Below are 20,798 nucleotides of genomic sequence, written 5' to 3'. Positions count from 1 at the left end.
ACAAATCACCCTCGGTTATGTGCAGTTCGACGGTCGAGTGCACCATGCGCACTAGCGTGTCAGCGGCCGCCGCATCACCACCCGCGGCCAGGCATCCAACCCCCGGGCGGCCTCCTCCTCGCGGATGCGTCGCAAACCGTCGGTGAGCTCACCGTCGGCCAGTACCCGGAACCCAAGGCGGATGTAGTACGGCGCGTTCCATGGAACGTCGGCGTAGGTGGTGAGGGTTAGCCCGGCCAGACCCTGCCGACGCCCCCAGTCGGCCACCACCTCCAGCAGGTCGCGGCCCAGCCCGCGCCGGGCGTAGCGCGGATGCACGGAGACCTGCTCGACATGTGCTTCCCCGTCGACCACCTGGGCAAGTACATAAGCCACCGGGACGTCACGCTCGTCGACGGACACCCAGGCCCGGCCGTCGACCTGAAACGCCGTCAGATCTGCGACGGTAGGCGGATCGTCGTCGGCGATCATGTCCATGCCGAGGTCACGGAACGGCGCACCGGCCGCGACCTCGATCTCTTGCAGGGCGATTAAGTCGTCGGCACGGGCAACCCGGATCACGTCGACCTTTATACCCACCAAGCCCGGCGCCCGCAGCCGAATATTCACCGGCGCCCCGCCGCCATCGTTGACAGGATGACCCGATGGATCGCAGCCAGCTCAGTCGCATCGCCCACACCAACCACCCGATCGCCGCCCCGCTACACGGCGCCTCCGTCCGCATGCTGCTCAGCCATGCCATCAAGCGCGGCGACGAGCACCTACTCGACCTCGGTTGCGCCGAGGGTGCCTGGCTGAGCCATGCCCTGCAAGATCATCCCGACCTTCACGTGGAGGGTGTGGACGTCGACGCGGAAGCAATCAACGACGCCCGACAGACCCTCCGTGGTGTGGGCCGGCCCGAACGGATCGCGCTACACGCCATCGACGCGAACGAGTTCCAGCCGGACCATTCGTTCGACGTTGTCCTCAGCGTCGGCGCCACCCACGCATTCGGGGGCCTGCTGCCCACCATCCAAGCCGCCGGACGCCACGTCGCCACCGGTGGATGCCTGGTACTCGGCGACGGGTTCTGGGAACAACCCCCGGGCCCGGAGACCCTCGACGTCGGATTCAGTGCCGACGAATACAGCGACCTCGCGACGACGGTCGACCAGATCCGGGCCGAAGGCTGGATCCCGATCGCCGGGCACGTGAGCACCCAGCACGAGTGGGACGACTACGAGTGGGCATGGACCGGCGCGGTCGCTAGCTGGGCCCTCGACCACCCTGACGACCCCGGCAGCATCGAAGCCATGGCGGTCGCGAATAGCCATCGCGACGCCTGGCTGCGCGGCTACCGAGGCACACTCGGCTTCGTCACTCTGGTTTTGCGACGGTCCAACCACCCCAGATGAAGCCTCATCCGCGCCGCCGTATCCGACCTCGCGGCGGGCCACGGCGACAGCCAATATCGAGCGGCAACTGGCGCGCGATTCTGTCAGAATGTTCGGGTGTCTACACAACGGACACTGGTCTGCCCAGCCACGACGCCGACGTCTCGGCGTGACGCGCCAGCGGGATATGCGATTCGGCCCTGCCGGCCAGCGGATACCGAAGCGCTCGGTCGGTTGTATTTCGAGTCCTACGATCCGGGGACAGCGAGCGCCACCTATGAAGACGCACTGACCGACGTCCGAGCCTCCTTCGCTGGCGACTACGGCGAGCTGTGGCAGAACGCCTCCCTGGTTGCTACATCAAGCGACCAGCAGATCGTCGCGGCGCTGCTATTGGTCGTTCGAGCGCCGTGGCCAGACACTCCCGACTGTCCGTTCATCATCGAACTGTTCACCGACCGGTTACATCGACGCCGCGGTTTGGCCAGGACCTTGGTGCGCGGCACACAGGCTGCCATCGCGGGCGCCGACGATACGCGACTGGCATTACGGGTGAGCGGCGACAACGAACCCGCCCTGGCGCTGTACCAACAGCTCGGCTTCAAGGATTGGGTGCCGGCATAGCATGCTGGCGCCGTAGCGACGGGCGGCCACCGGGCGAAGCTCGCGGTGTAGGCGGTTGACAGAATCGAACACACATTCGATAGTTGAAGCATGAGGCCATCGAGACGTCAGCGAGCGGCCGAAGCACTGGCCAAGGTAGCCGGAACCGAACATTTGTACACCGCTCTTGAAGAGTTCTCTCTCCCGGTCCTACCGGCCTTCCATGGGCTACTCTCCGGACTCCCCCGCGGTCAGGTGGTCAGTCTCGACGCCCCAGGTGCGCTGGCGCTGGCGCTGCTCGCCGGGGCCTCGCAGGAAGGTTCCTGGAGTGCGGTTGTTGGTCTACCCGAGCTGGGCGCCGTCGCCGCTGCCGATCTTGGCTGCGATCTTGATCGAGTCCTGCTCGTCGACCGTCCGGCGGACCGGTGGGCCGATGTCACCGCAGCACTTTTGGAAGCCGTCGATATCGTCCTGCTCCAGCCACCAGCCCGGCCGCAGGCTGGTATCGTCCGGCGGCTCACCGCCCTGGCTCGCCGGTCCGGCTGCGCGCTGATTACCACCGGCGGGTGGGACGGCGCGTCGGTACGGCTACGGGTGGAGTCCTCGTCGTGGCTGGGAGTCCAGCAAGGCCATGGACACTTACACAGCCGACGCGTGAAAGTTGTGGCGGAAGGACGCCGCACCGGAGGTCGGCCACGCTCTGCTTGGTTGTGGCTGCCCGGCCCCGACGGCTCGGTGAGCAGTGCCGAACTAGCCTCGGTGACCAACATGTCCGAGCGGCAGGCCAGCACCACCACCCCGGTTTCCAGCACCCATCAGGTGGCGTGATGGATCAGCAACGCACACTCGTGGTCTGGTGCCCAGACTGGCCCCTCACCGCCGCTGGAACCGACCCCGCGATCCCCGCCGTCGTGCTTAGCTCCGCCCGAGTTTCCGCCTGTACCCCGGCGGCCCGGGCTACCGGGGTCCGCCGTGGCCAGCGGCTGCGCGATGCCCAACGGTTCTGCCCAGAGCTCACCGTCCTCGAAGCCGACCCTGAGGGCGAGACTCGCGCGTTCGAGCAGGTCGTTGCGCTCGTCGAGGAGGTCTGCCCGCGGGTGGAGATGATCCGTCCCGGCCTGCTGGCGATCCCCGCCCGGGGGCCGAGCCGGTACTACGGTGGAGAAGAATCCGTGGCTACGCTGATCCGCGACGCGGTGCTGAGCCGAGACTTCATCTGCGCCGTCGGTGTGGCCGACGGCGTCTTCGCGGCCAACCTCGCCGCCCGGGCCGCCTTGGACGACACCGACGGGCTCTGCCTCATCCCGTCGTCCGGCACGGCTGAATTCCTCGCCCGACATCCCGTGTCCGTCCTGGACCTGCCGGATCTGACCGATGTCCTGGTCCGGCTCGGCATCCGCACACTGGGCCGCCTCGTCGAGTTACCGCTCCGCGACGTCCTTGCCCGCTTCGGCGCCGAAGGCGCTACCGCCCACCGGCTCGCCTCCGGCCTGGAGGCCCGCCCGCCGGCCACCCGCCCACCTGGTGAAGACCTCTCCGCACATCTCGAGTTCGAGCCCCCAATCGAGCAATCTGAACCCGCGGTGTTCGCCGCCAAGAGCCTGGCCGACCTCATGCACGCCAAGCTGGGTGAACGCGGGCTGGCCTGCGTCCGGGTAGAGGTCGAGGCCAGCACCACCGACGGCCAGAGCCTGGCCCGGCTGTGGCGGCACGACGGCTTGTTGTCCAGTCTCGCGGTGGCCGAGCGGGTCCGCTGGCAGCTGGATGCCTGGCGCACCGCCGGCCGGCTGACCGGTAGCCTGGCCCGCCTCGCACTGACCCCCGACCAGGTCGTCATCGATACCGGACGGCAACTCCCACTGTGGGGGCAGGCAGAGAACGACGAACACGTCTCCCGGGCAGCTACTCGGATCCAGGTCATGCTCGGCCATACCGCCGTGACCCGGCCCCGGCTCGCGGGAGGCCGCGGACCAGCCGAACAGGTGGTGCGGGTGCCATGGGGTGACACAACGGCCCCGGCCCTACCCGCCGAGCACCCGTGGCCGGGCCGAGTCCCTCGGCCAGCGCCGTCCATCGTCCCAGCCGAACCCCGATCGGCTCGGATCCTCGACACCACCGGTGAGCCGGTCACGGTCAGTGGACGCTCAGTGGTGTCGGCGCCCCCGACCCAGCTCGTCGTGGGGCGCGAAACATTCACCATCACCGCCTGGACCGGACCCTGGCCGATCCGCGAGTACTGGTGGGATCGCCGTCGCAGCCGGCGTTGTGCCCGGTTCCAGGTCACCACCGACGACGGCCGGGCCTGGCTGCTCACCGTCGAGAATGGTCAATGGGCCGTCGAGGCGATCTACACCTAAGGCCCCGGCCCCGGTCGCCACCCCGGTCGCCGCCCCAGCCGCGCCGCCACCGCACCCCAGCCGCGCCGCCACCGCACCCCCAGCCGCGCCGCCACCGCACCCCCAGCCGCGCCGCCACCGCACCCCAGCTCGCCGCCACCGCACCCCCAGCCGCGCCGCCACCACAAGGACGCTTACTGCAGGCAAGCCATCGCCATAAGGAAGCTCACTGTTGTCAGGGCGACAACAAGGAGGCTTGCTGCACACGGCGGCGCGCAGCAAGGAAGCAGACAGCGGATCTAGTGTCCTGCGTGGGTCAGCGTGGGTTGGTGTTGGCGGTTGGGATCCGGGCCGCACGGGCTTGCAGGTACCGCTGTTCGGGCAGACTCGTCGTCCGGGCCGCAGCCACCAGACAAGCCTCCTGGGCAGCGTCGGAGTCGCCAGCCATCTCCAGTAGATGTGCCCGTACCGCACTGGGCCGGTGGTGTCGGACCAGCCGATGGTCGTCTTCCAAACCGTCCAACATTTCCAACCCTGCCCGTGGTCCGTCGACCATCGCCAGGGCCACCGCATGATTGAGCATCACCATCGGGTTCTGCGGCACCATCCGGGACAACATCCCGTACAACGCCAGTACCTGAGACCAGTCAGTGTCTTCCGGCCGGGTCGCCTCCGCATGAACAGCGGCGATCGCGGCCTGCACCGTCCCCCGATCCCGTTGCGGCTCCGGCTCCGGCTCCGGCTCCGGACGATCAGATGCATGCTCCGACCGTGACAGCCCGTTGATGCATCTGATCGTCGGACGTTCGCATCGTGAGACGTGATCGGACGACACCACCACGCGTCGACCAATGGCGTCGCCATCGCTTGTGCACCTGATCGTCGCCATAGAAACGATCAGGTGCACAAACGGAGATCAGGTGCACACGCGGGCGATGCCGAGGACGATCTCTTCGAGGATCGGGGCGGGTGTGGCGAAGTTGAGCCGGATGAACCCGGCCCCCGCGGCGCCACAGTCCACACCGTTCACCAACGCGACCCCACCGTGCTCCCGGATCAGCTGCGCCGGATCATCGGACGGGAGCTCGGCCTCGCGCACGTCCAGCCACGCCAGATAGGTGCCTTCCGGCATGGTGTAGCGGACTCCGGGCAGGTGCTCGGCGACCAGCGACCCCAGGAGCCGGCGGTTGCCGTCCAGATATTCGACGACGTCGTCCAGCCACGGCTCGCCGTCCCGGTAGGCGGCGGTGTTGGCCGCGGCGCCCAGCGGACTGGCACCGTACCGGTACTCCTCTGCTCCGTGGCCGCGACGCCACCGTTCGACGTCGGCGGTGTTGGACAGGATGAGCTGCGCACACTTCAGTCCCGGGATGTTCCACGCCTTCGACGCCGAGGTCGCCGTGACGGTGTGGCCAGCGGTCATGGGGGACAACGACGCGTACGGCCGGTGACGGTGTCCCTCATATACCAGCGGCGCGTGGATCTCGTCGGCGAACACCCGGCCGCCATGCCGCTCCACCACCTCGGCGATGGCGACCATTTCGTCGTCGCGCAGCACCCGTCCGATCGGATTGTGCGGGTTGCACAACACCAGCAGGCCGGCGCCGGCGGCGAACGCCTGATCCAGGGCGTCGAGGTCGTATCTCCACCCGTCCTCCCCCTCCAGCATCGGCACCTGGATGATCTCGCGGCCCATCATCTCCGGGATGGAGAGAAACGGCATGTACGCCGGTGTGGGCAGCGCGATGGGGCTGTCCGGGCGGGTGAAGTGCCGGATGGTGACCTCGAGAGCCCGCAGGACGTCGGCGACGGGGTGTACGGAGGCTGGGTCGACCGCCCAGCCGTAGCGGCGCTCGTGCCATTCGGCGCAAGCCGCACCGAGGTCGCTGGCCAGCGCGTCAGGCAGGTAGCCGAACATGGCCTGATCGGCGGCGGCGCGCACCCCGGCCGCCACGGCAGGTGCGGTGCCGAAGTCCATCTCCGCGATGAACGCGCCGAGGGCCTGCGGAAACTTGGACCACTTGACGCTGCCGTGCTGCCGGAGATCCTCCACTGTCGGCGCGTCGAACCGGTGGCCCACGTGATCCGTCACCATGCTGTGCTGTCCCATCCCGAAGTCGTCGAGGTACGCCTCATGTGCTGGTGTCGACCATAACGCCTGTGTCCGGTCGGTAAGGTCGAGCCATGGCTGGTCCAGTGGTACGAAAGGCGCAGCGATCCGACATGCCTGCCGTCGCCGCTGCGCTGGCCCAGGCTTTCGACACCGACCCCTTCATGCGCCACGTGCTCCCGGAGCGCGACTATCACCGCCGGCTCACCCACTTGTTCGCCTTCGAGGCCTACACCACTCCCCACGGCACCTGGGTGGCCATCGACCACGGCAGGATCGCGGGTGCGGCCCTGTGGGCGTTGCCGGGCCAGCGTTCCAACCCACTCGTCACCCTCCGGCATCTCCCCTACCTCGTGCGTGCGCTGGGCACCGCCCTGCCACGGGCGGGTGCCAGTTTCCGTACCGTCGCCCGGGCCAGGCCGAAGAGTCCGCCCCATTGGTATTTGCAGACCGTCGGCGCAGCGTGGCCGGGTCGCGGAATCGGTGGCGCGTTGCTACGAGACGGACTAGCGCGGGTCGACGCCGCGGGTATGCCCGCATACCTGGAGTCGTCGGCGCTGGGCAACGTACCGCTCTACGAAAAGTTCGGGTTTCGCCCGACGGGGGAGATCGTCCTTCCGGACGGTCCGACGGTGATCCCCATGTGGCGAGAGCCGCGGGGCTGACCGCGACTGGCTGCCCTCTTGTCGCTTAGAGTCGGGCGGGTGGCACTCGATACCCCGAACTCGAATCCGCAGTATCCGGCCGCCCCGGCTGGGGACGACGTCGACGTTCTGCATGGTCGCTCCGTGCCGGATCCGTTCCGCGCGCTGGAGGATCCCGACGCCGACACGACCCGCTCGTGGGCCGACGCACAGGACACGCTGTTCCGCAGCCATCGCGCCCGCTGGGCGACGCGGAACCGGTTCACCGAACGGTTGACGGATCTGCTGCGCTCCGGTGCGGTAGGGGCGCCGGTGTGGCGCGGTGGACGATTCTTCTGGACTCGACGCTCCCCTGACCAGGAGCATGCGGTGTTGCTGACGGCTGGGCCGGAGGGCGCCGAAGAGGTGCTGATCGACCCGATGGTCGTGGACCCCGCCGGTACCACCACACTCGACACCTGGCAGCCGTCGAAGGAGGGCGATCTCCTGGCCTACCAGCTGTCCGAAGGCGGCCGGGAGGAGTCGGCGGTCCTGGTGATGGACGTCGCCACCGGGGAGATCGTCGACGGTCCCATCGACCGAGCCCGCTACTCTCCTATCGGCTGGCTACCCGGCGGCAAAGCGTTCTACTACGTCCGGCGGCTCCCCCCGGATGCCGTGCCGGATGGTGAGGGGCAGTATCACCGCCGCGTCTACCTGCACCGGGTGGGTTCCGACCCGGCCGACGATGTCGAGATCTTCGGCGCTGGCCTGGACAAGACCAACTATTACAGCGCCTCGGTGAGCCGGGACGGCCGCTGGCTGGTTGTCGCCGCGGCCCAGGGAACGGCTCCCCGCAACGACGTGTGGATGGCCGACCTCCACACCAGTGAGCCCGACGCACCGGATCTACAAGCCGTGGCGGTCGGTCTCGATGCGAAGGTCTACCCGCAGGTTGGTCGCGACGGACGCCTCTACGTCTTCACCGATCTCGACGCGCCGCGTCGCCGGCTCGCCGTCGTCGACCCAACAGCCCCGGAGCCGCAGAACTGGCAAGACCTGCTCCCCGAGGACGACACCGCGGTCTTGGACGACTACGCCATCCTGGACGGGCCGGAACTCGACCGGCCGGTGTTGCTGGCCGCCCGCACCAGGCATGCCATCTCCGAGGTCAGCGTGCACGACCTCACCACCGGCGAACACCTCCACACCGTGCCGCTGCCCGGCCTGGGCAGCATTGGCGGGCTCAGCGAACGGCCCGAGGGGGGCCACGAATGCTGGTTCGGTTACACCGACCACACCACCCCGGGGCTCGTTCTGCGGTACGACGCCACCGACCAGACTGTCACCACCTGGGCCACCAGCCCCGGTAGCGTCGACCTGCCAGCGGTGCGATCCGAACAGGTCACGTACCGGTCGGCGGACGGCACCGCGGTGCGGATGGTGATCGTTGCCCCCGACGACGGAGCACCCGGCCCGCGCCCGGCGGTGCTGTACGGCTACGGCGGCTTCAACATCGCCCTCACCCCTGCCTATTCGGCCAGCATCCTCGCCTGGGTCGAGGCGGGCGGCATCTGGGCAGTAGCCGGCTTACGTGGCGGGTCCGAAGAGGGTGAGCAGTGGCACCGGGGTGGTATGCGGGAGAACAAGCAGAACGTCTTCGACGACTTCCATGCCGCCGCGGACTACCTGGTCGAGCAGGGTTGGACCACACCTGACCAGCTCGGCATCTCCGGCGGGTCCAACGGCGGCCTGCTCGTCGGCGCCGCCCTCACCCAGCGTCCTGACACCTATCGCGCGGTGGTGTGTTCGGCGCCGCTGCTGGACATGGTCCGCTACGAGCAGTTCGGCCTGGGCGCCACATGGAACGACGAATACGGAACCGCCGACCACCCCGACGAGCTGGACTGGCTGCTCGGCTACTCGCCGTACCACCACGTTCACGACGACGTGACCTATCCGGCGGTGCTGTTTACCGTGTTCGACGGCGACACCCGGGTCGACCCGCTCCATGCCCGGAAGATGGCCGCCGCCCTGCAACGGGCTACCAACGCTCCTGTCGACGACCGCCCCGTGTTGCTTCGGGCCGAACGTGAGGTGGGCCACGGTGCCCGGGCGGTGTCTCGTACCGTCGACCTCTCTGCCGACCAGCTGAGCTTTCTCGCCCACCAGCTCGGCCTGGAGGGTGAATCGCCGTGACGATCCGCGTGCAGGACGACGCCGACCCGGAACGGTTCAGCAACGACTGGTGGACCAACGTCCTGCTGGACAAGCCGCTCCAGTTGATCATGCTGATCGTGATCGGCGTGGTTGTGCGTTACGTGCTGCACAGGCTTATCCGAAGGCTGGTACAGCGGTCCGTCGACAAAGAGCCCCGGACCACCATGCTCGGCTCGAAGACGGCGGCCCGCGTGGTCTTGGGTGGCGCTGGGGTCTACTCCGAGCGCCGGGTCCAGCGGGTGCAAACCTTGGGTTCACTCGCCAAGAGCACCGTCACCGCCGTCGTGGCGGTGGTAGTGATCGTCATGGCACTGGACGTCTTGGGCTACTCGATCGGCCCGCTGCTGGCTTCGGCCGGTATCGCGGGGGTCGCGCTGGGGTTCGGCGCGCAGAACCTGGTCAAGGACTTCCTGGCCGGGGTGGCGATGCTCGTCGAGGACCAGTACGGCGTCGGGGACGTCATCGATATGGGTGAGGCAACCGGGACGGTCGAGGCGGTCAGCCTGCGCGTCACCCGGCTGCGCTCGGTCGACGGCGCGGTCTGGCACGTACGTAACGGTGAGGTTCTCCGGATCGGCAATTTCAGCCAGGAGTGGGCCCGGGCCGTGGTGGACGTCGGCGTCGCCTACGACTCCGACACCACCGTGGTTCGCCGGCTGTTGGAAGAGGTGAGTTTCGAGCTCGCCACCGAGGAACTCTGGGAAGACCTGATCATCGAGGAGCCCGAGGTGTGGGGGGTCGAGGCCTTGGGCAACGACAGCATCGACATCCGGCTCGTCGTCAAAACGCGGCCTCTGGAACAGTGGAAGGTCGCCCGCGAGCTGCGAGAGCGGATCAAACGACGGTTCGACGCCGAGGGTATCGAGATCCCGTTCCCACAGCGCACGCTCTGGATCCGGCAGGAGCCCCCGGAATCGGATGGGCGGGTGTCGAGCCGGACGCAGCCGCCGGAGCCAACGCCGTCCCCCAGCCCAACGCCGTCCCCCAGCCCGACGCAGGCACCGAGCGCGCCAGAGGCGCCGCACACCAGCCCGGCAGCGCCGGCGGATCCGGCCGAGAAGCCGGCGTCGACCGACGACACTCCGATCGAACAGCAGCAGAAGGCCTCTCGGCCGCCCGCTCCGGAAGTCTGAGCCCCCCACGATCTGATGATCATGAACACTTTGCCGTGTCATGACACGGCAAAGTGTTCATGATCATGGGGATCAAGCGAGGGCGGCGTCCAGCGTGATGGTGGTGCCCGTGAGCGCCTGGCTGACCGGGCAGCCCTCCTTGGCCGCTTCGGCCGCGGCGGCGAAATCTTCGGCGGAGATGCCGTCGACGGTGCCACGGACGGTCAGCTTGACGCCGGTGATGCCCTCGCCGGGCTGGAAGGTGACCTCGGCCTTCGTGTCCAGCGAGGTGGGCGGGGTGCCTGCCTTGGCCAGACCGTTGGACAAGGCCATGGAGAAACAGGACGAGTGGGCGGCGGCGATGAGCTCCTCGGGGGAGGTTTTGCCGCCCGGCTCCTCGGCGCGCGCCGGCCACGACACGTCATACGTGCCCAGGCCGGACGATTCCAAGGTGACCTGCCCGGCGCCCTCGAAGAGGGTGCCTTCCCAGCGGGTCGTGGCAGTGCGGGTGGTTGCCATAAGAGAGATCCTTTCCGACGTCCAACATGTGTGTCACGTCAACGGTTGATCCCATCCTGCCCGGCCGTCGTGGCGGCACTAACAGTGGGCTTGCCACAATGGGAAGTGTGACGACGCGTGTGGACAACTTCTATGAGGCCGTCGGCGGCCATGACACCTTCACCAAGCTGGTCCGCCGGTTCTACCAGGGCGTGGCCGAAGACCCCGAACTCCGGGCGATGTACCCCGAAGAGGATCTAGGCCCGGCCGAGGAGCGGTTGCGGATGTTCCTCGAACAATACTGGGGTGGTCCTACGACGTACTCCGAACAACGGGGGCACCCGCGGCTGCGGATGCGGCACGCCCCGTTCACGGTTAATCCGGCGGCCCGCGACCGCTGGCTCCACCACATGAAGGTCGCCGTCGACGAACTCGACTTGCCGCCGATGTACCGGGAGACGCTTTGGGACTACCTCGAACGCGCGGCGTTTTCGCTGGTCAACACCTTCGAGGAATAACCCTCCCCCCTCCCGGTGATCATTGGCTTTTGACCACCGGATCCGGTGGTCAAAAGCCAATGATCACCGGGAGGGGGAGCGGCGCTGGAGCACACCTCTGATGAACGCCGCCTGCCCGATGTGCTGAGCTCCGTCGTCGACCACACTCACCAGCCGGACCCCGAGGGTCACCGGAGGGTCCCAGGACATGTCCACAACGCGGTCGAGGTCGGCGTCGGTCAGCCCACTCAGGTACTGAAGTGTGTGGTGATGCACGGCGTCGTAGTAGTTGGTCAGCAACGCCCCGGACTCGACCCGAACCTGTGCGACGTCGTCACTCGTGTGCCCGTAACCGGTGGCCGACGCGTCGAAGGGCAGCGCGAACCGTTCCACCCAGCCGTCGGAGGTCCACACCTGGTCGACTCCGGCGACGTCGGCCACATGGTCGTCCTGGACCCGGGTGAGGTGCCACACGAGCCAGGCGACCGAGTTAGCCTCGCTGTCCAGCCGGGCTCTCAGCTGCTCCGGCGCGAGCCCGGACACGACGTGGTGTACCCCCTCGCGGACTCGGCCGTACGCATCTACCAGCACATCGACGCTTCTCATGGGGCGCCCCTCCTCGTTGGCCACCGCGGTCTCCCACGGCGTCGTCGTAACATGTGAGACAGCACACATCGGCGTTCCCGTCGCCCCGACGTCCGGACCATCATAGGCTGGCAGCTCGTGACACGATCCCGCAGCGACTGGTGGCGCCGCGCCACCATCTACCAGGTCTACATCCGATCGTTCGCCGATGCCAACGGTGACGGCGAGGGCGATATCGCCGGCCTTCTTCGCCGACTGCCCTACCTGCGCGATCTCGGTGTCGACGCGATCTGGATCAACCCCTGGTACCCGTCGCCACTCAACGACGGCGGATACGACGTCGCCGACTACCGCGACATCGATCCACGCTTCGGTGATCTCGCTCAGGCGAAGGAGCTCATCGACCACGCCCACGCGCTGGATCTGAAGGTGGTCCTCGATATCGTGCCGAACCACAGCTCGTCCGAGCACACGTGGTTCCAGGACGCGCTGCGTGCCGCCCCCGGGTCGCCCGAACGGGCCCGGTACATATTCCGCGACGGTAGCGGACCCAACGGTGACCAGCCACCGAACAACTGGCGCAGCGTATTCGGCGGCCCGGCGTGGGAACGTATCACCGAGCCGGACGGCAGCCCCGGGCAGTGGTATTTCCACATCTTCGACGTCACCCAGCCGGACCTCGACTGGACGAACCCGGAAGTCCGTGACGAGTTCCTCAGTGTCCTGCGGTTCTGGTTCGACCTCGGCGTCGACGGTTTCCGGATCGACGTCGCCCACGGCATGGTCAAGGACATGGAGGCACCCGACCTCCCCTACGACGAGTCCAACCTGCTCGACTCCCCACAGATCGCCGACCACCCGTTCTTCGACCGCGACGGCGTCCACGAGATCTACCGGGGCTGGCGACAGGTGGCCGACGCCTACGACCCGCCACGGCTGTTCGTCGCCGAAGCGTGGGTCGAGGCCCCGGAGCGGCTGGCTCGCTACCTGCGTGACGACGAGCTGCACAGCGCGTTCAACTTCGACTACCTCAAGGCCGCCTGGTCCGCCGAGGCGCTGCGGGTCTCCATCGAGCAGTCGGTCACGGTGCTCGGCTCCGTCGGCGCGCCTGCCACCTGGGTGCTCGAGAACCACGACGTCGAACGGGTCGTGACCCGCTATGGCCGTACCGACACCACGGGTGGGACGGTCCAGCAGAGGTCGGACGAGCGTCTCTTCGACGAGGACCTGGGGCGACGACGGGCCCGCGCGGCGGCGCTGCTCATGCTGGCGCTGCCCGGAGGCGCCTACGTCTACCAGGGCCAGGAGCTGGGCCTTCCGGAGGTCATCGACCTGCCGGACGAGGCGCTCCAGGACCCGGTGTGGGAGCGATCGCAGCACACCGAACGGGGCCGCGACGGCTGCCGGGTGCCGTTGCCCTGGACGTCCGGCGGCCCGTCGTACGGCTTCGGTCCCGGAGGCTCGTGGCTACCGCAGCCGGCCGAGTGGGGGGCGATGTCCGTCGAGGCTCAGGACGGCGATCCAGGGTCGATGCTGGAGCTCTATCGCTCGGCGCTGCGGATCCGGAACACCCACGCCGGCCTCGCCTCCGACACGATCACCTGGCGCGACCTCGGGTCCGACGTGCTGGCATTCGACCGATCGGACGGATTCGTGTGTGTGGTGAACCTAGGTGCCGCGCCGGTGCCCCTGCCCGAGCACCGGCAGGTGCTGCTGACCAGTGGCCCGCTCAATGCCGACGGCCACTTGCCAGCTGATACGTCCGCCTGGCTAGTCACCACCTGACTGTTCCCGCCCCGTCCTCGCCCCGCCCCATGATCATGAACACTTTGCCGTGCTATGGCACGGCAAAGTGTTCATGATCATGGGGCGGGGCGAGGACGGGCGAGGGCGGGGCGTTCAGAGGGCGAACAGGGCCAGCCCACCTCGGGCCAACACGGTTCCATTCGGTGCGTCGAGCCGCTGCCACGATCCCACCGAGCGCAACACGACCTCACCCTGTCCGCCGAGGAACCCGTAGGACGACGCGGCATGCGCCAGCCGGAGCGGAACACCGTGGGCCATCTCGACGTCCCAGATCTGCGCCGCCAACCCTTCTAGCGCTGCCCGCCCGGCGCGTAAGTCACGGCCACTAGCCTCGTCCGGAGCCCGGCGTCGAAACTCCTCCACGCCGTTGTCCACCCTGGCCACCACGTCGGCCAGCGCCAGCCTGCCCAGCTCCGACCACCCCGAACGCGGCGGCAGGCTGCTGGTCCAGCGCAGCGCCGGCAGCGCCGGCGGCAACTCGAGCTCACCACCGACCCCCACGGCGCGGGCGGCGAGAGTGGCGGCTTCGAGCACGACGTCGATCTCCACGGGTTCGGCCAAGGCCACCGTCCGCAGCGCCAGCGCGTCGAATGGTGTCTCGGCGAAACACCCCGCGACCTGCCCGTGAGCGACGATCCGGGTGACCGCCTCGGGTTCGAATCGGGCGACGCGCTGGGCGAAGGTCGCCACATCGGCCGCACCACCGGGGTGTGCCGGGGTCAGGGTGGTCATGTAGTGCCTCCGAGGAACTGCTCGAGAACTTGCCGCTCAGCGGGGACAAGCGCGCGGGCCCGCTGGCCGGACGGATCGATGGCGACCAGACGGTTAACCGCACGCACGTAGACCTGGTGCTGGTCGGCCACCTCGGCGGCCAGGTGAAACGACGTGTCGCCAATCTTGGTGAGCCACAGGTACACGTGAAGTGGCTCGGAACGCACTGGAACCGGGGCCAGGTATTCCAGGCTTTGTCCGCCCACCACCGCGTGCGGCGGCCCTCCGTCGACGTCGAACAGCCGAAAACGCGCGAAGTCGATGCGGGCCTCCTGAACGTACTCCGCGAAGGTGACGTTGTTGACGTGCCCGTAGCGGTCGAGGTCGTCGAACCGTACCGCGCACTCGTAGAGGTGGGTCTTGGTGGGTTCGTCACGGAGCGGCATCGTGGCTGGCTCGGCTGGCGGGACCAGCCGATCTGCGTCGAGGTGTCGGTGGAGCAGCGCCTGTTCGTCATCGGATAACCGGCGCGGCCGCCCGGCGTCGAGGTTGTACGGGACCAGCACCGTGCGTGCCCGAGCACAGACGCGGGGTTCCGGGGCGTGCTCGTCGATCAGCTCGTACCCCACGGTGAAGGTGGCGTTGCGGACCTCGTGGATCCAGATCTCTACCCGGAGCGGATGTGCTCCCGCCTGCAAGGGCGCCAGGTAGTCGATGTCGTGCCGCCGGACCACGACGCCCTCGGCGAGGCCGGATACGCCGTCTCTGGATGCCTGCACGAACAGCAGGTCGACCCGGGCCTCCTGCAGGTAACGAAGGAACGCGACGTTGTTCACGTGCCCGTAGGCATCGAGGTCGGCCCATCGCACCTGCACCTGTGTGACGTGGCGGACCATTGGTGCAGGCACCATCCTCGAACCGGGTGACGTGAACAGGCACCGATTCTACGGCGCCGAGCGCGGACCGCTAGGAGCGGCCGACCACCGGCTCCACGAACGGCTCGGGGCCTGGACCGGGCGCCACGAGAAAGTCGAGGTCGCATCCGTCGGGGGCCTGCAGTACGTGCTCCCGGTACAGGCGGGGCCAGCCACGCCGGTGCGCGGTTGCCGCCGCTGGCGGCGCCGCCGGGGTACGACGCGCGAGCTCGTCGGCAGGCACGTCGAGATCGAGGCGCCGCTGGGCGAGGTCGAAGCTGATCCGGTCACCGTCGCGGACCAGGCCGAGCGGGCCACCGGCGGCCGATTCGGGAGCGACGTGCAGCACCACCGTGCCGAAACTCGTGCCGCTCATCCGGGCGTCGCTGACTCGGAGCATGTCGCGGACACCTTGTTCGGCCAGCTGGCGCGGGATCGGCGCCATCCCCCACTCCGGCATCCCAGGCCCACCGATCGGCCCAGCGCCCCGGATCACCAGCACGTGGTCGGCGCTCACCGGCAGGTCGTCGCGGTCGAGGCGGTCGCGCATCACCTCATAGGAGTCGAAGACGAGCGCCGGCCCGGAGTGCGCCATCAGCTCCGGCGACGCGGCCGCGGCCTTGATCACCGCACCGTCGGGAGCCAACGTGCCGAACACCGCCGCCAGCGCGGGCGCCGGCGCGACGGGCTCGGCCGGCGACCGGATTACCTGCTCGTCGACCCTGATCTCCGCGGCATGGTTGGACCACGGCTGGCCGTCCGCGGCCCGGACGTCGGGCTCAAGCGACGATCCGAGCACCCGAAACAGTCCAGCCACTCCACCGGCCGCCCGGAAGTCGTGAATCAGCCGGGTCCCGCCCGGCTCGACGTCGACCACCATCGGCACGTCCCGCCACAACGTGTCCATCCGGCGCAGCCCCGCCTCCAGGCCGAGCCGGCCGGCGATCGCCGCGAGATGGACGGGTGCGTTGGTGGAGCCACCGATGGCCGCGACCAGGCGGATCGCGTTGTCCATGGCAGCCTGGGTGATCAGTGCGGCGGGCCGTACGTCGTCGACCACGTGCCGCACTACGAGCCGGCCGGCCTGGTAGGCGATCTGCTCGATATCGGTACCCGACGCGGGCAACCCGGTGCTGCCCGGTATACACATACCCAACGCCTCGGCGATCACCGCCATAGTGGACGCCGTACCCATGGTGTTGCACGCGCCTGCCCCGGCCCCGGCCAGGCACCGCTCCAGGCGTGCCCAGTGGTCGTCGTCGAGGAGTCCGGCCCGCCGGTCCTCCAACGCCCGCCACAACTCGGTACCGCTGCCCAGCGGGCGGCCGCGGAACTCCGGTGCTGCCCTGGCCCCGCCGAGCACGAGCACCGAGGGCAGGTTCGCGCTGGCCGCCGCCATGATGGCAGCGGGCACACTCTTGTCGCAGTTGGCCAGCAGCACCACACCATCCAGTGGGTTGGCCCGGATGGTCTCCTCGATCTCCATCGCGACGAGGTTCCGATAGAGCATCGCGCTGGGTTTCATCAAGTCTTCACCGAGGGACATCACCGGGAACCGGGCCGGGATGCCGCCGGCGTCACGGATGCCCCGCTCGATGTGGGGCAGCAACGCGGCGAACCCGTCATGGCACGGGTTCAACGCACTGGACGTATCCGCGATGCCGATGACCGGCTGATCCTGGCCGGCCGGGCCGATGCGCAACGCCACCCGGTGCGACATCGCCGTCTCGTCGGTCCCGGCTGTCCAGCGCCGGCTCCGCCGTGGGCGGTCTGTGCCTACCCCACTCGCGCTCGTCATGATGTCGGCTCCGCCGTCGACGGTTGGTGTCCCGCAGCCTCGGCGGACCGGGCCGGGATGTGGGCGTCGACCACGTCGATCACCTCTTCTAGACAGCCTTCGGCCAGCAGGGTCTGCCATACCTGGTACCGGTCGCGCCGGTAGGAAGCCCGGGTCGGCAGATACATGAACCCTGGGCCGTTGGTGAGGTTCAGCACCATGATCGGCCGGTCCGGATGCCGCCGCCGCAGCTCGGTCTGGAGCAGCGAGAATGCCTCGCCGGGCGAGGCGACGATCACCGCGTCGCCCATCGTCCAGATCCACACCGGGTAGGTCAGGGTCGCACCGTCGGCGTAGTGCTCCCGCAGCCGGGTGGCCCGGCGCAGCCGTTCCTCCGCCGCCACCGGGTCGATCCCGGGGAACCGCTCGGCCAGCTGCGCGGCGGTCATGGGCGGGGTCCGGGTGAGCTCCACGGGCAGGCGCTGGTAGCTGGTGGCCGCCGGCGCCGGGGCCGGGTGCTCACGCCAGATCGCCAACGGCGCGCCGGACTCGACCACACCGTCGAAGGCCAGCTCGGTGCCCGGTGAACCCATCGTCTCCAGCGTCGCCAGCACGGCGTAGCCCAGCGAGCGGCCGTTCCGTTCGGCCAGGCTGGTGCCGGGAAGGTACTGGTCGCGTGGGGCCAGGTCGCCGGAGGCGCCCTGGAAGAACAGGCATGGCGTTCCCACCCTGCCCTCCACGACGGCCCGGGTGGAGCCGATGAAGTCCGGTGAGAGCAGCGAGTTCTCGTGCGCCAGTGTGGTGGGATGGCAGGCGTAGTTCACCAGCACCGCGGCTACCTCTCCGGCGGTGCTCACTCGGCCGACGAGCACGGTGTCATCGGCCGGCTGATCCGGGTTGAAGCCGACGACGTCACGTTCCCCGCAGGGCAGGTCTCGGCCGACCGCCAGTGAACATTTTCCGTACGCCCACGTCACCACCGATTCGCGGGCCGCGGATCGAGCTTGGTGCACCGCGCCGGCAAGCCGGTCGATCAGCTCCGCCCGATACGGCCCGACCAGCTCCATCCCTGGTGCGTCGTCGCCTTCGACCGCCAGGGTTGGTCCGGCGTGGGTGTGCACCAGGTGCAGGAGCAGACTCTCCTCAGTGGCACCGATGAGGTCGCACAACGGCGTGAACACGCTCAGGTACCGCTCGACGCTGCCCCACCAGCCAAGGTCGACGGTGACGAGGTCGCGCCATCCGGTGCCGTCGCGCCAGCTCAACACGCTGGCGGTGAGGGGCTGATGTACACCGGTGGCCACTTCCACGCGCGAGGCACCCCAGTTGTGGGCGCGGATACCCACCGGCGGTGTGACATCGACCTGGGCAACGCCGGCGGTCAGCCGGGTAGCCCACGGCCGCCACCGGTTGGTCTCCGGTGTTACCTCCCTGACCAGCGGCGCACCGCCACCACCATCAGTCGTCGTCACCGTTGTCCCCCTTCTCAGCGCTGCCCGGCGCCCACCGGCGGGGCGGCGGCATGAACTGCAACCGCGGCACCTGGCTGGCGAGCACTCCCCCGTCTACCACTATCCGCTGACCGGTGATGTACGACCCGGCGTCGGAGGCCAGGAGCACCACCGCACCGACGCAGTCGTCCACCCGGCCGAACCGGCCCTGCAGCGGGATGTGTTCGCGGTAGTACTCGTCGAACCGCTCCCGATCCAGTGGGAAGTCTTCGGCCAGACCGGTGTCGATGATCCCCGGGGCGACGGTGTTCACCGTGATGCCGTGCGGGCCGAGCTCGATGGCCAAGGTCTGGGTCATCGACTCGACCGCCGCCTTCGACGCGTTGTACGCCGCGAGCCCCGCCTCCGCCACCACCGCGTTGTTCGACGTGATGTTCACGATCCGGCCGGCCACACCGTCGTCGATCATCGATTCGGCGGCGGCCTGCGCCACGAAGAAGGCCGCCTCAGCGTTGACCGTCATCGCCTGCCGCCACTGCTCGACCGTGACGTCGCCAGCGTGTTCAAGGGTTGCTACCCCGGCATTGTTGACGACGACGTGCAGCGGCCCAGCGTCGCGCCGGATCCGCGCGAGTAGCGGCCGGATCCCTACGGTGTCGCCGAGGTCGTGAGCGACGTACCGGGCCGCCGAGCCCGCTGCCCGCACCGCGGCCAGGGTGGCCTCGACGTCGGGGTCGTCGGGCCCGGGCCGGTCCAGCACGATCACCTCGTCGGCCCCGTGCTCGGCCAGCGCCACGGCGATACCTCGTCCGATCCCCCGGCGGGCGCCGGTGATCAACACCCGCCGCCCGCTGAGACTGAACCGCTGCGCGGCGGGTGTCATGGCCGCTGTAGATACTGCCGGACGGCCTTCTCGGTCGCATCCAGCAGTTGGTCGATGTCGGCGTCGGTGTGTGCGTAGGAGACGTGGCTGCGTTTGAGGTTGAGCGGCAGCTCGAAGATGCCGTGGGACATGAGCTCGTGCCGGTACCCGACGAAGAAGTCGGCGTCGTTGGCCAGCAGGTCGTCGTAGTTGCGCGGTGCCGGACCGGGCATGAAGTAGGTGACGAACACCGAGCCGAACCCGGACACCACGGCGTCCACGTCGAGCCGGGCGTACACCTCCCGCAACCCCTGCCGAGCCCGTTCGCCCAGCCGGAACAGGTGGTCGTGGACCGGTTCGTTCTTGAGCTTGGTGATGGTGGCGTTCGCCGCGGCGACCATGGCGGGGTGCCCGTTGAACGTCCCCGCGAAGAAGGCGGGACGGCCGGGTGTGGTGTTGAACAGTTCCATCAGGTCCTGGCGGCCACCGATCGCGGCGAGCGGGTAGCCGTTGGCGATCGCCTTACCCATGGTGGTGAGATCCGGGGTGATCCCACAGATCTCCTGGTAGCCGCCGAGACCGTGCCGGAAGCCGGTGATCACCTCGTCGAAGATCAACACCGAGCCACGGGCCGTGCACAGCTCGCGGAGGCCGGTCAAGAACTCCTGCTCCGGCAGGACACATCCGATGTTGTGTGGGATCGGCTCAATGATCACCGCGGCGATGTCGTCGCCGTGTTCGTCGAAGGCCCGGCGGACCGCGTCGAGGTCGTTGAACGGCAACACGAGGGTTGCGTCGAGCACCTCCGGCAGGATGCCTTCGCTCATCGGGTCTTTGGCCCCCACCCGGTCCGGAGCGGAGATGACGTTCATGCAGACGGAGTCGTGCCAGCCGTGATAGCACCCCTGGAACTTAACCACCAGACGCCGGCCAGTGGCGGTCCGCGACACCCGCAGCGCATGGAACGTCGCCTCGCTGCCGGTGACGGTCAGCAGCACCCGCTCCACCGACGGGTACAACCCCACCAACGTCTCAGCGAGGGCGATCTCTTGGCTCGTGACTCCCACGCCAGGTAGGTCGGTGGACCGGACCGCGGCGGTCACCGCGGCGTCGACGTCGGGGTCGTTGTGCCCGAGCACGGGCGGCCCGAACGCCGCGTGGTAGTCGGTGTAGGTCCGGCCCTGGTCGTCGGTGAACGTCGCTCCGGACGCCCCGGTGATCACCAGGTTCTCCAGGCCCGGCACCAGCCGCTGCCCGCTGTTGACGCCACCCGGAATGGCTGCGCGCCCTGGTTGTTGCATCGTTGTCTCTCCCTGC

At 68.6% G+C, this 20,798-nt stretch carries 19 protein-coding genes and 1 pseudogene; 9 read left to right on the top strand and 11 right to left on the bottom strand.

The window, feature by feature from the left end:
* Positions 1-51 precede the first annotated feature (51 nt).
* On the bottom strand, positions 52-561 hold the full coding sequence (locus G8760_RS27950; RefSeq protein ID WP_166356149.1) for a GNAT family N-acetyltransferase: 510 nt from the start codon (positions 559-561) through the stop codon (positions 52-54).
* 83 nt (positions 562-644) lie between these two features.
* Between G8760_RS27950 and G8760_RS27945 the strand changes: the two genes are divergently transcribed.
* The 4 genes from G8760_RS27945 to G8760_RS27930 all read left to right on the top strand — a co-directional run bounded on the left by G8760_RS27945 (position 645) and on the right by G8760_RS27930 (position 4,336).
* Complete coding sequence (locus G8760_RS27945) at positions 645-1,397, top strand: SAM-dependent methyltransferase (RefSeq protein WP_166356133.1); 753 nt, start codon at positions 645-647, stop codon at positions 1,395-1,397.
* Positions 1,398-1,493: 96 nt separating this feature from the next.
* Positions 1,494-2,000 (top strand): GNAT family N-acetyltransferase, encoded by a 507-nt coding sequence (locus G8760_RS27940; protein ID WP_166356132.1) that lies wholly within the window; start codon positions 1,494-1,496, stop codon positions 1,998-2,000.
* A 90-nt stretch (positions 2,001-2,090) separates the two neighbouring features.
* The gene (locus G8760_RS27935; RefSeq protein WP_207782817.1) at positions 2,091-2,807 is read left to right on the top strand and encodes a hypothetical protein; all 717 of its coding nucleotides are present in this window, start codon (positions 2,091-2,093) and stop codon (positions 2,805-2,807) included.
* On the top strand, positions 2,807-4,336 hold the full coding sequence (locus tag G8760_RS27930) for a DNA polymerase Y family protein (RefSeq protein WP_166356131.1): 1,530 nt from the start codon (positions 2,807-2,809) through the stop codon (positions 4,334-4,336). Before G8760_RS27935 ends, G8760_RS27930 begins: the two co-directional genes overlap by 1 nt.
* Positions 4,337-4,631: 295 nt before the next feature.
* Here G8760_RS27930 and G8760_RS27925 read toward each other — a convergent pair.
* Both G8760_RS27925 and G8760_RS27920 read right to left on the bottom strand, forming a co-directional pair.
* Positions 4,632-5,018 (bottom strand): annotated as a pseudogene (locus G8760_RS27925) (RNA polymerase sigma factor); the annotation flags it as partial.
* A 213-nt stretch (positions 5,019-5,231) separates the two neighbouring features.
* Positions 5,232-6,425 (bottom strand): MalY/PatB family protein, encoded by a 1,194-nt coding sequence (locus tag G8760_RS27920; RefSeq protein WP_207782816.1) that lies wholly within the window; start codon positions 6,423-6,425, stop codon positions 5,232-5,234.
* A 74-nt stretch (positions 6,426-6,499) separates the two neighbouring features.
* Between G8760_RS27920 and G8760_RS27915 the strand changes: the two genes are divergently transcribed.
* The 3 genes from G8760_RS27915 to G8760_RS30680 are packed head-to-tail and all read left to right on the top strand — an operon-like array spanning position 6,500 to position 10,401.
* Complete coding sequence (locus G8760_RS27915; RefSeq protein WP_166356129.1) at positions 6,500-7,090, top strand: GNAT family N-acetyltransferase; 591 nt, start codon at positions 6,500-6,502, stop codon at positions 7,088-7,090.
* A 39-nt stretch (positions 7,091-7,129) separates the two neighbouring features.
* Positions 7,130-9,247, top strand: a complete 2,118-nt coding sequence (locus tag G8760_RS27910) for a prolyl oligopeptidase family serine peptidase (protein ID WP_166356128.1) — start codon at positions 7,130-7,132, stop codon at positions 9,245-9,247.
* Positions 9,244-10,401, top strand: coding sequence for a mechanosensitive ion channel family protein (locus G8760_RS30680; protein ID WP_207782815.1), 1,158 nt, complete (start codon positions 9,244-9,246; stop codon positions 10,399-10,401). The genes G8760_RS27910 and G8760_RS30680 overlap by 4 nt, the downstream gene beginning before the upstream one ends.
* Before the next feature lie 72 nt (positions 10,402-10,473).
* Here G8760_RS30680 and G8760_RS27900 read toward each other — a convergent pair whose 3' ends face one another.
* On the bottom strand, positions 10,474-10,899 hold the full coding sequence (locus tag G8760_RS27900; RefSeq protein WP_166356127.1) for an OsmC family peroxiredoxin: 426 nt from the start codon (positions 10,897-10,899) through the stop codon (positions 10,474-10,476).
* A 98-nt stretch (positions 10,900-10,997) separates the two neighbouring features.
* On the opposite strand from G8760_RS27900, the gene G8760_RS27895 reads away from it, so the two are divergent.
* On the top strand, positions 10,998-11,396 hold the full coding sequence (locus tag G8760_RS27895) for a globin (protein ID WP_166356126.1): 399 nt from the start codon (positions 10,998-11,000) through the stop codon (positions 11,394-11,396).
* 63 nt (positions 11,397-11,459) lie between these two features.
* On the opposite strand, the gene G8760_RS27890 is transcribed toward G8760_RS27895, so the two are convergent.
* Complete coding sequence (locus G8760_RS27890) at positions 11,460-11,981, bottom strand: mycothiol transferase (RefSeq protein ID WP_166356125.1); 522 nt, start codon at positions 11,979-11,981, stop codon at positions 11,460-11,462.
* Positions 11,982-12,098: 117 nt separating this feature from the next.
* Here G8760_RS27890 and G8760_RS27885 point away from each other — a divergent pair, with 117 nt between their 5' ends.
* Positions 12,099-13,745 carry a glycoside hydrolase family 13 protein gene (locus tag G8760_RS27885; protein ID WP_166356124.1) on the top strand — a complete coding sequence of 549 codons (1,647 nt, stop codon included), beginning with the start codon at positions 12,099-12,101 and terminating at the stop codon, positions 13,743-13,745.
* A gap of 114 nt (positions 13,746-13,859) precedes the next feature.
* On the opposite strand, the gene G8760_RS27880 is transcribed toward G8760_RS27885, so the two are convergent.
* From G8760_RS27880 to G8760_RS27855, 6 genes are all read right to left on the bottom strand, one after another.
* Positions 13,860-14,498, bottom strand: coding sequence for a DUF8185 domain-containing protein (locus G8760_RS27880; RefSeq protein WP_166356123.1), 639 nt, complete (start codon positions 14,496-14,498; stop codon positions 13,860-13,862).
* Positions 14,495-15,373: an acyl-CoA thioesterase gene (locus tag G8760_RS27875; RefSeq protein WP_166356122.1), complete on the bottom strand. Its 879-nt coding sequence runs from the start codon at positions 15,371-15,373 to the stop codon at positions 14,495-14,497. The genes G8760_RS27880 and G8760_RS27875 overlap by 4 nt, the downstream gene beginning before the upstream one ends.
* Before the next feature lie 70 nt (positions 15,374-15,443).
* Positions 15,444-17,189 carry a dihydroxy-acid dehydratase gene (locus G8760_RS27870; RefSeq protein ID WP_166356121.1) on the bottom strand — a complete coding sequence of 582 codons (1,746 nt, stop codon included), beginning with the start codon at positions 17,187-17,189 and terminating at the stop codon, positions 15,444-15,446.
* Positions 17,186-18,640, bottom strand: a complete 1,455-nt coding sequence (locus G8760_RS27865) for a hypothetical protein (RefSeq protein WP_166356120.1) — start codon at positions 18,638-18,640, stop codon at positions 17,186-17,188. Before G8760_RS27865 ends, G8760_RS27870 begins: the two co-directional genes overlap by 4 nt.
* Positions 18,627-19,502, bottom strand: a complete 876-nt coding sequence (locus G8760_RS27860; protein ID WP_166356119.1) for an SDR family NAD(P)-dependent oxidoreductase — start codon at positions 19,500-19,502, stop codon at positions 18,627-18,629. The genes G8760_RS27865 and G8760_RS27860 overlap by 14 nt, the downstream gene beginning before the upstream one ends.
* Positions 19,499-20,782: an aspartate aminotransferase family protein gene (locus G8760_RS27855; protein ID WP_166356118.1), complete on the bottom strand. Its 1,284-nt coding sequence runs from the start codon at positions 20,780-20,782 to the stop codon at positions 19,499-19,501. The genes G8760_RS27860 and G8760_RS27855 overlap by 4 nt, the downstream gene beginning before the upstream one ends.
* Positions 20,783-20,798: the final 16 nt, after the last annotated feature.

The sequence above is a fragment of the Phytoactinopolyspora limicola genome (assembly GCF_011320225.1).
GTDB lineage: Bacteria > Actinomycetota > Actinomycetes > Jiangellales > Jiangellaceae > Phytoactinopolyspora > Phytoactinopolyspora limicola.
The sequence above is the reverse complement of the archived record's forward strand: the minus strand, read 5'-3'. Positions and strand labels throughout refer to the sequence as shown.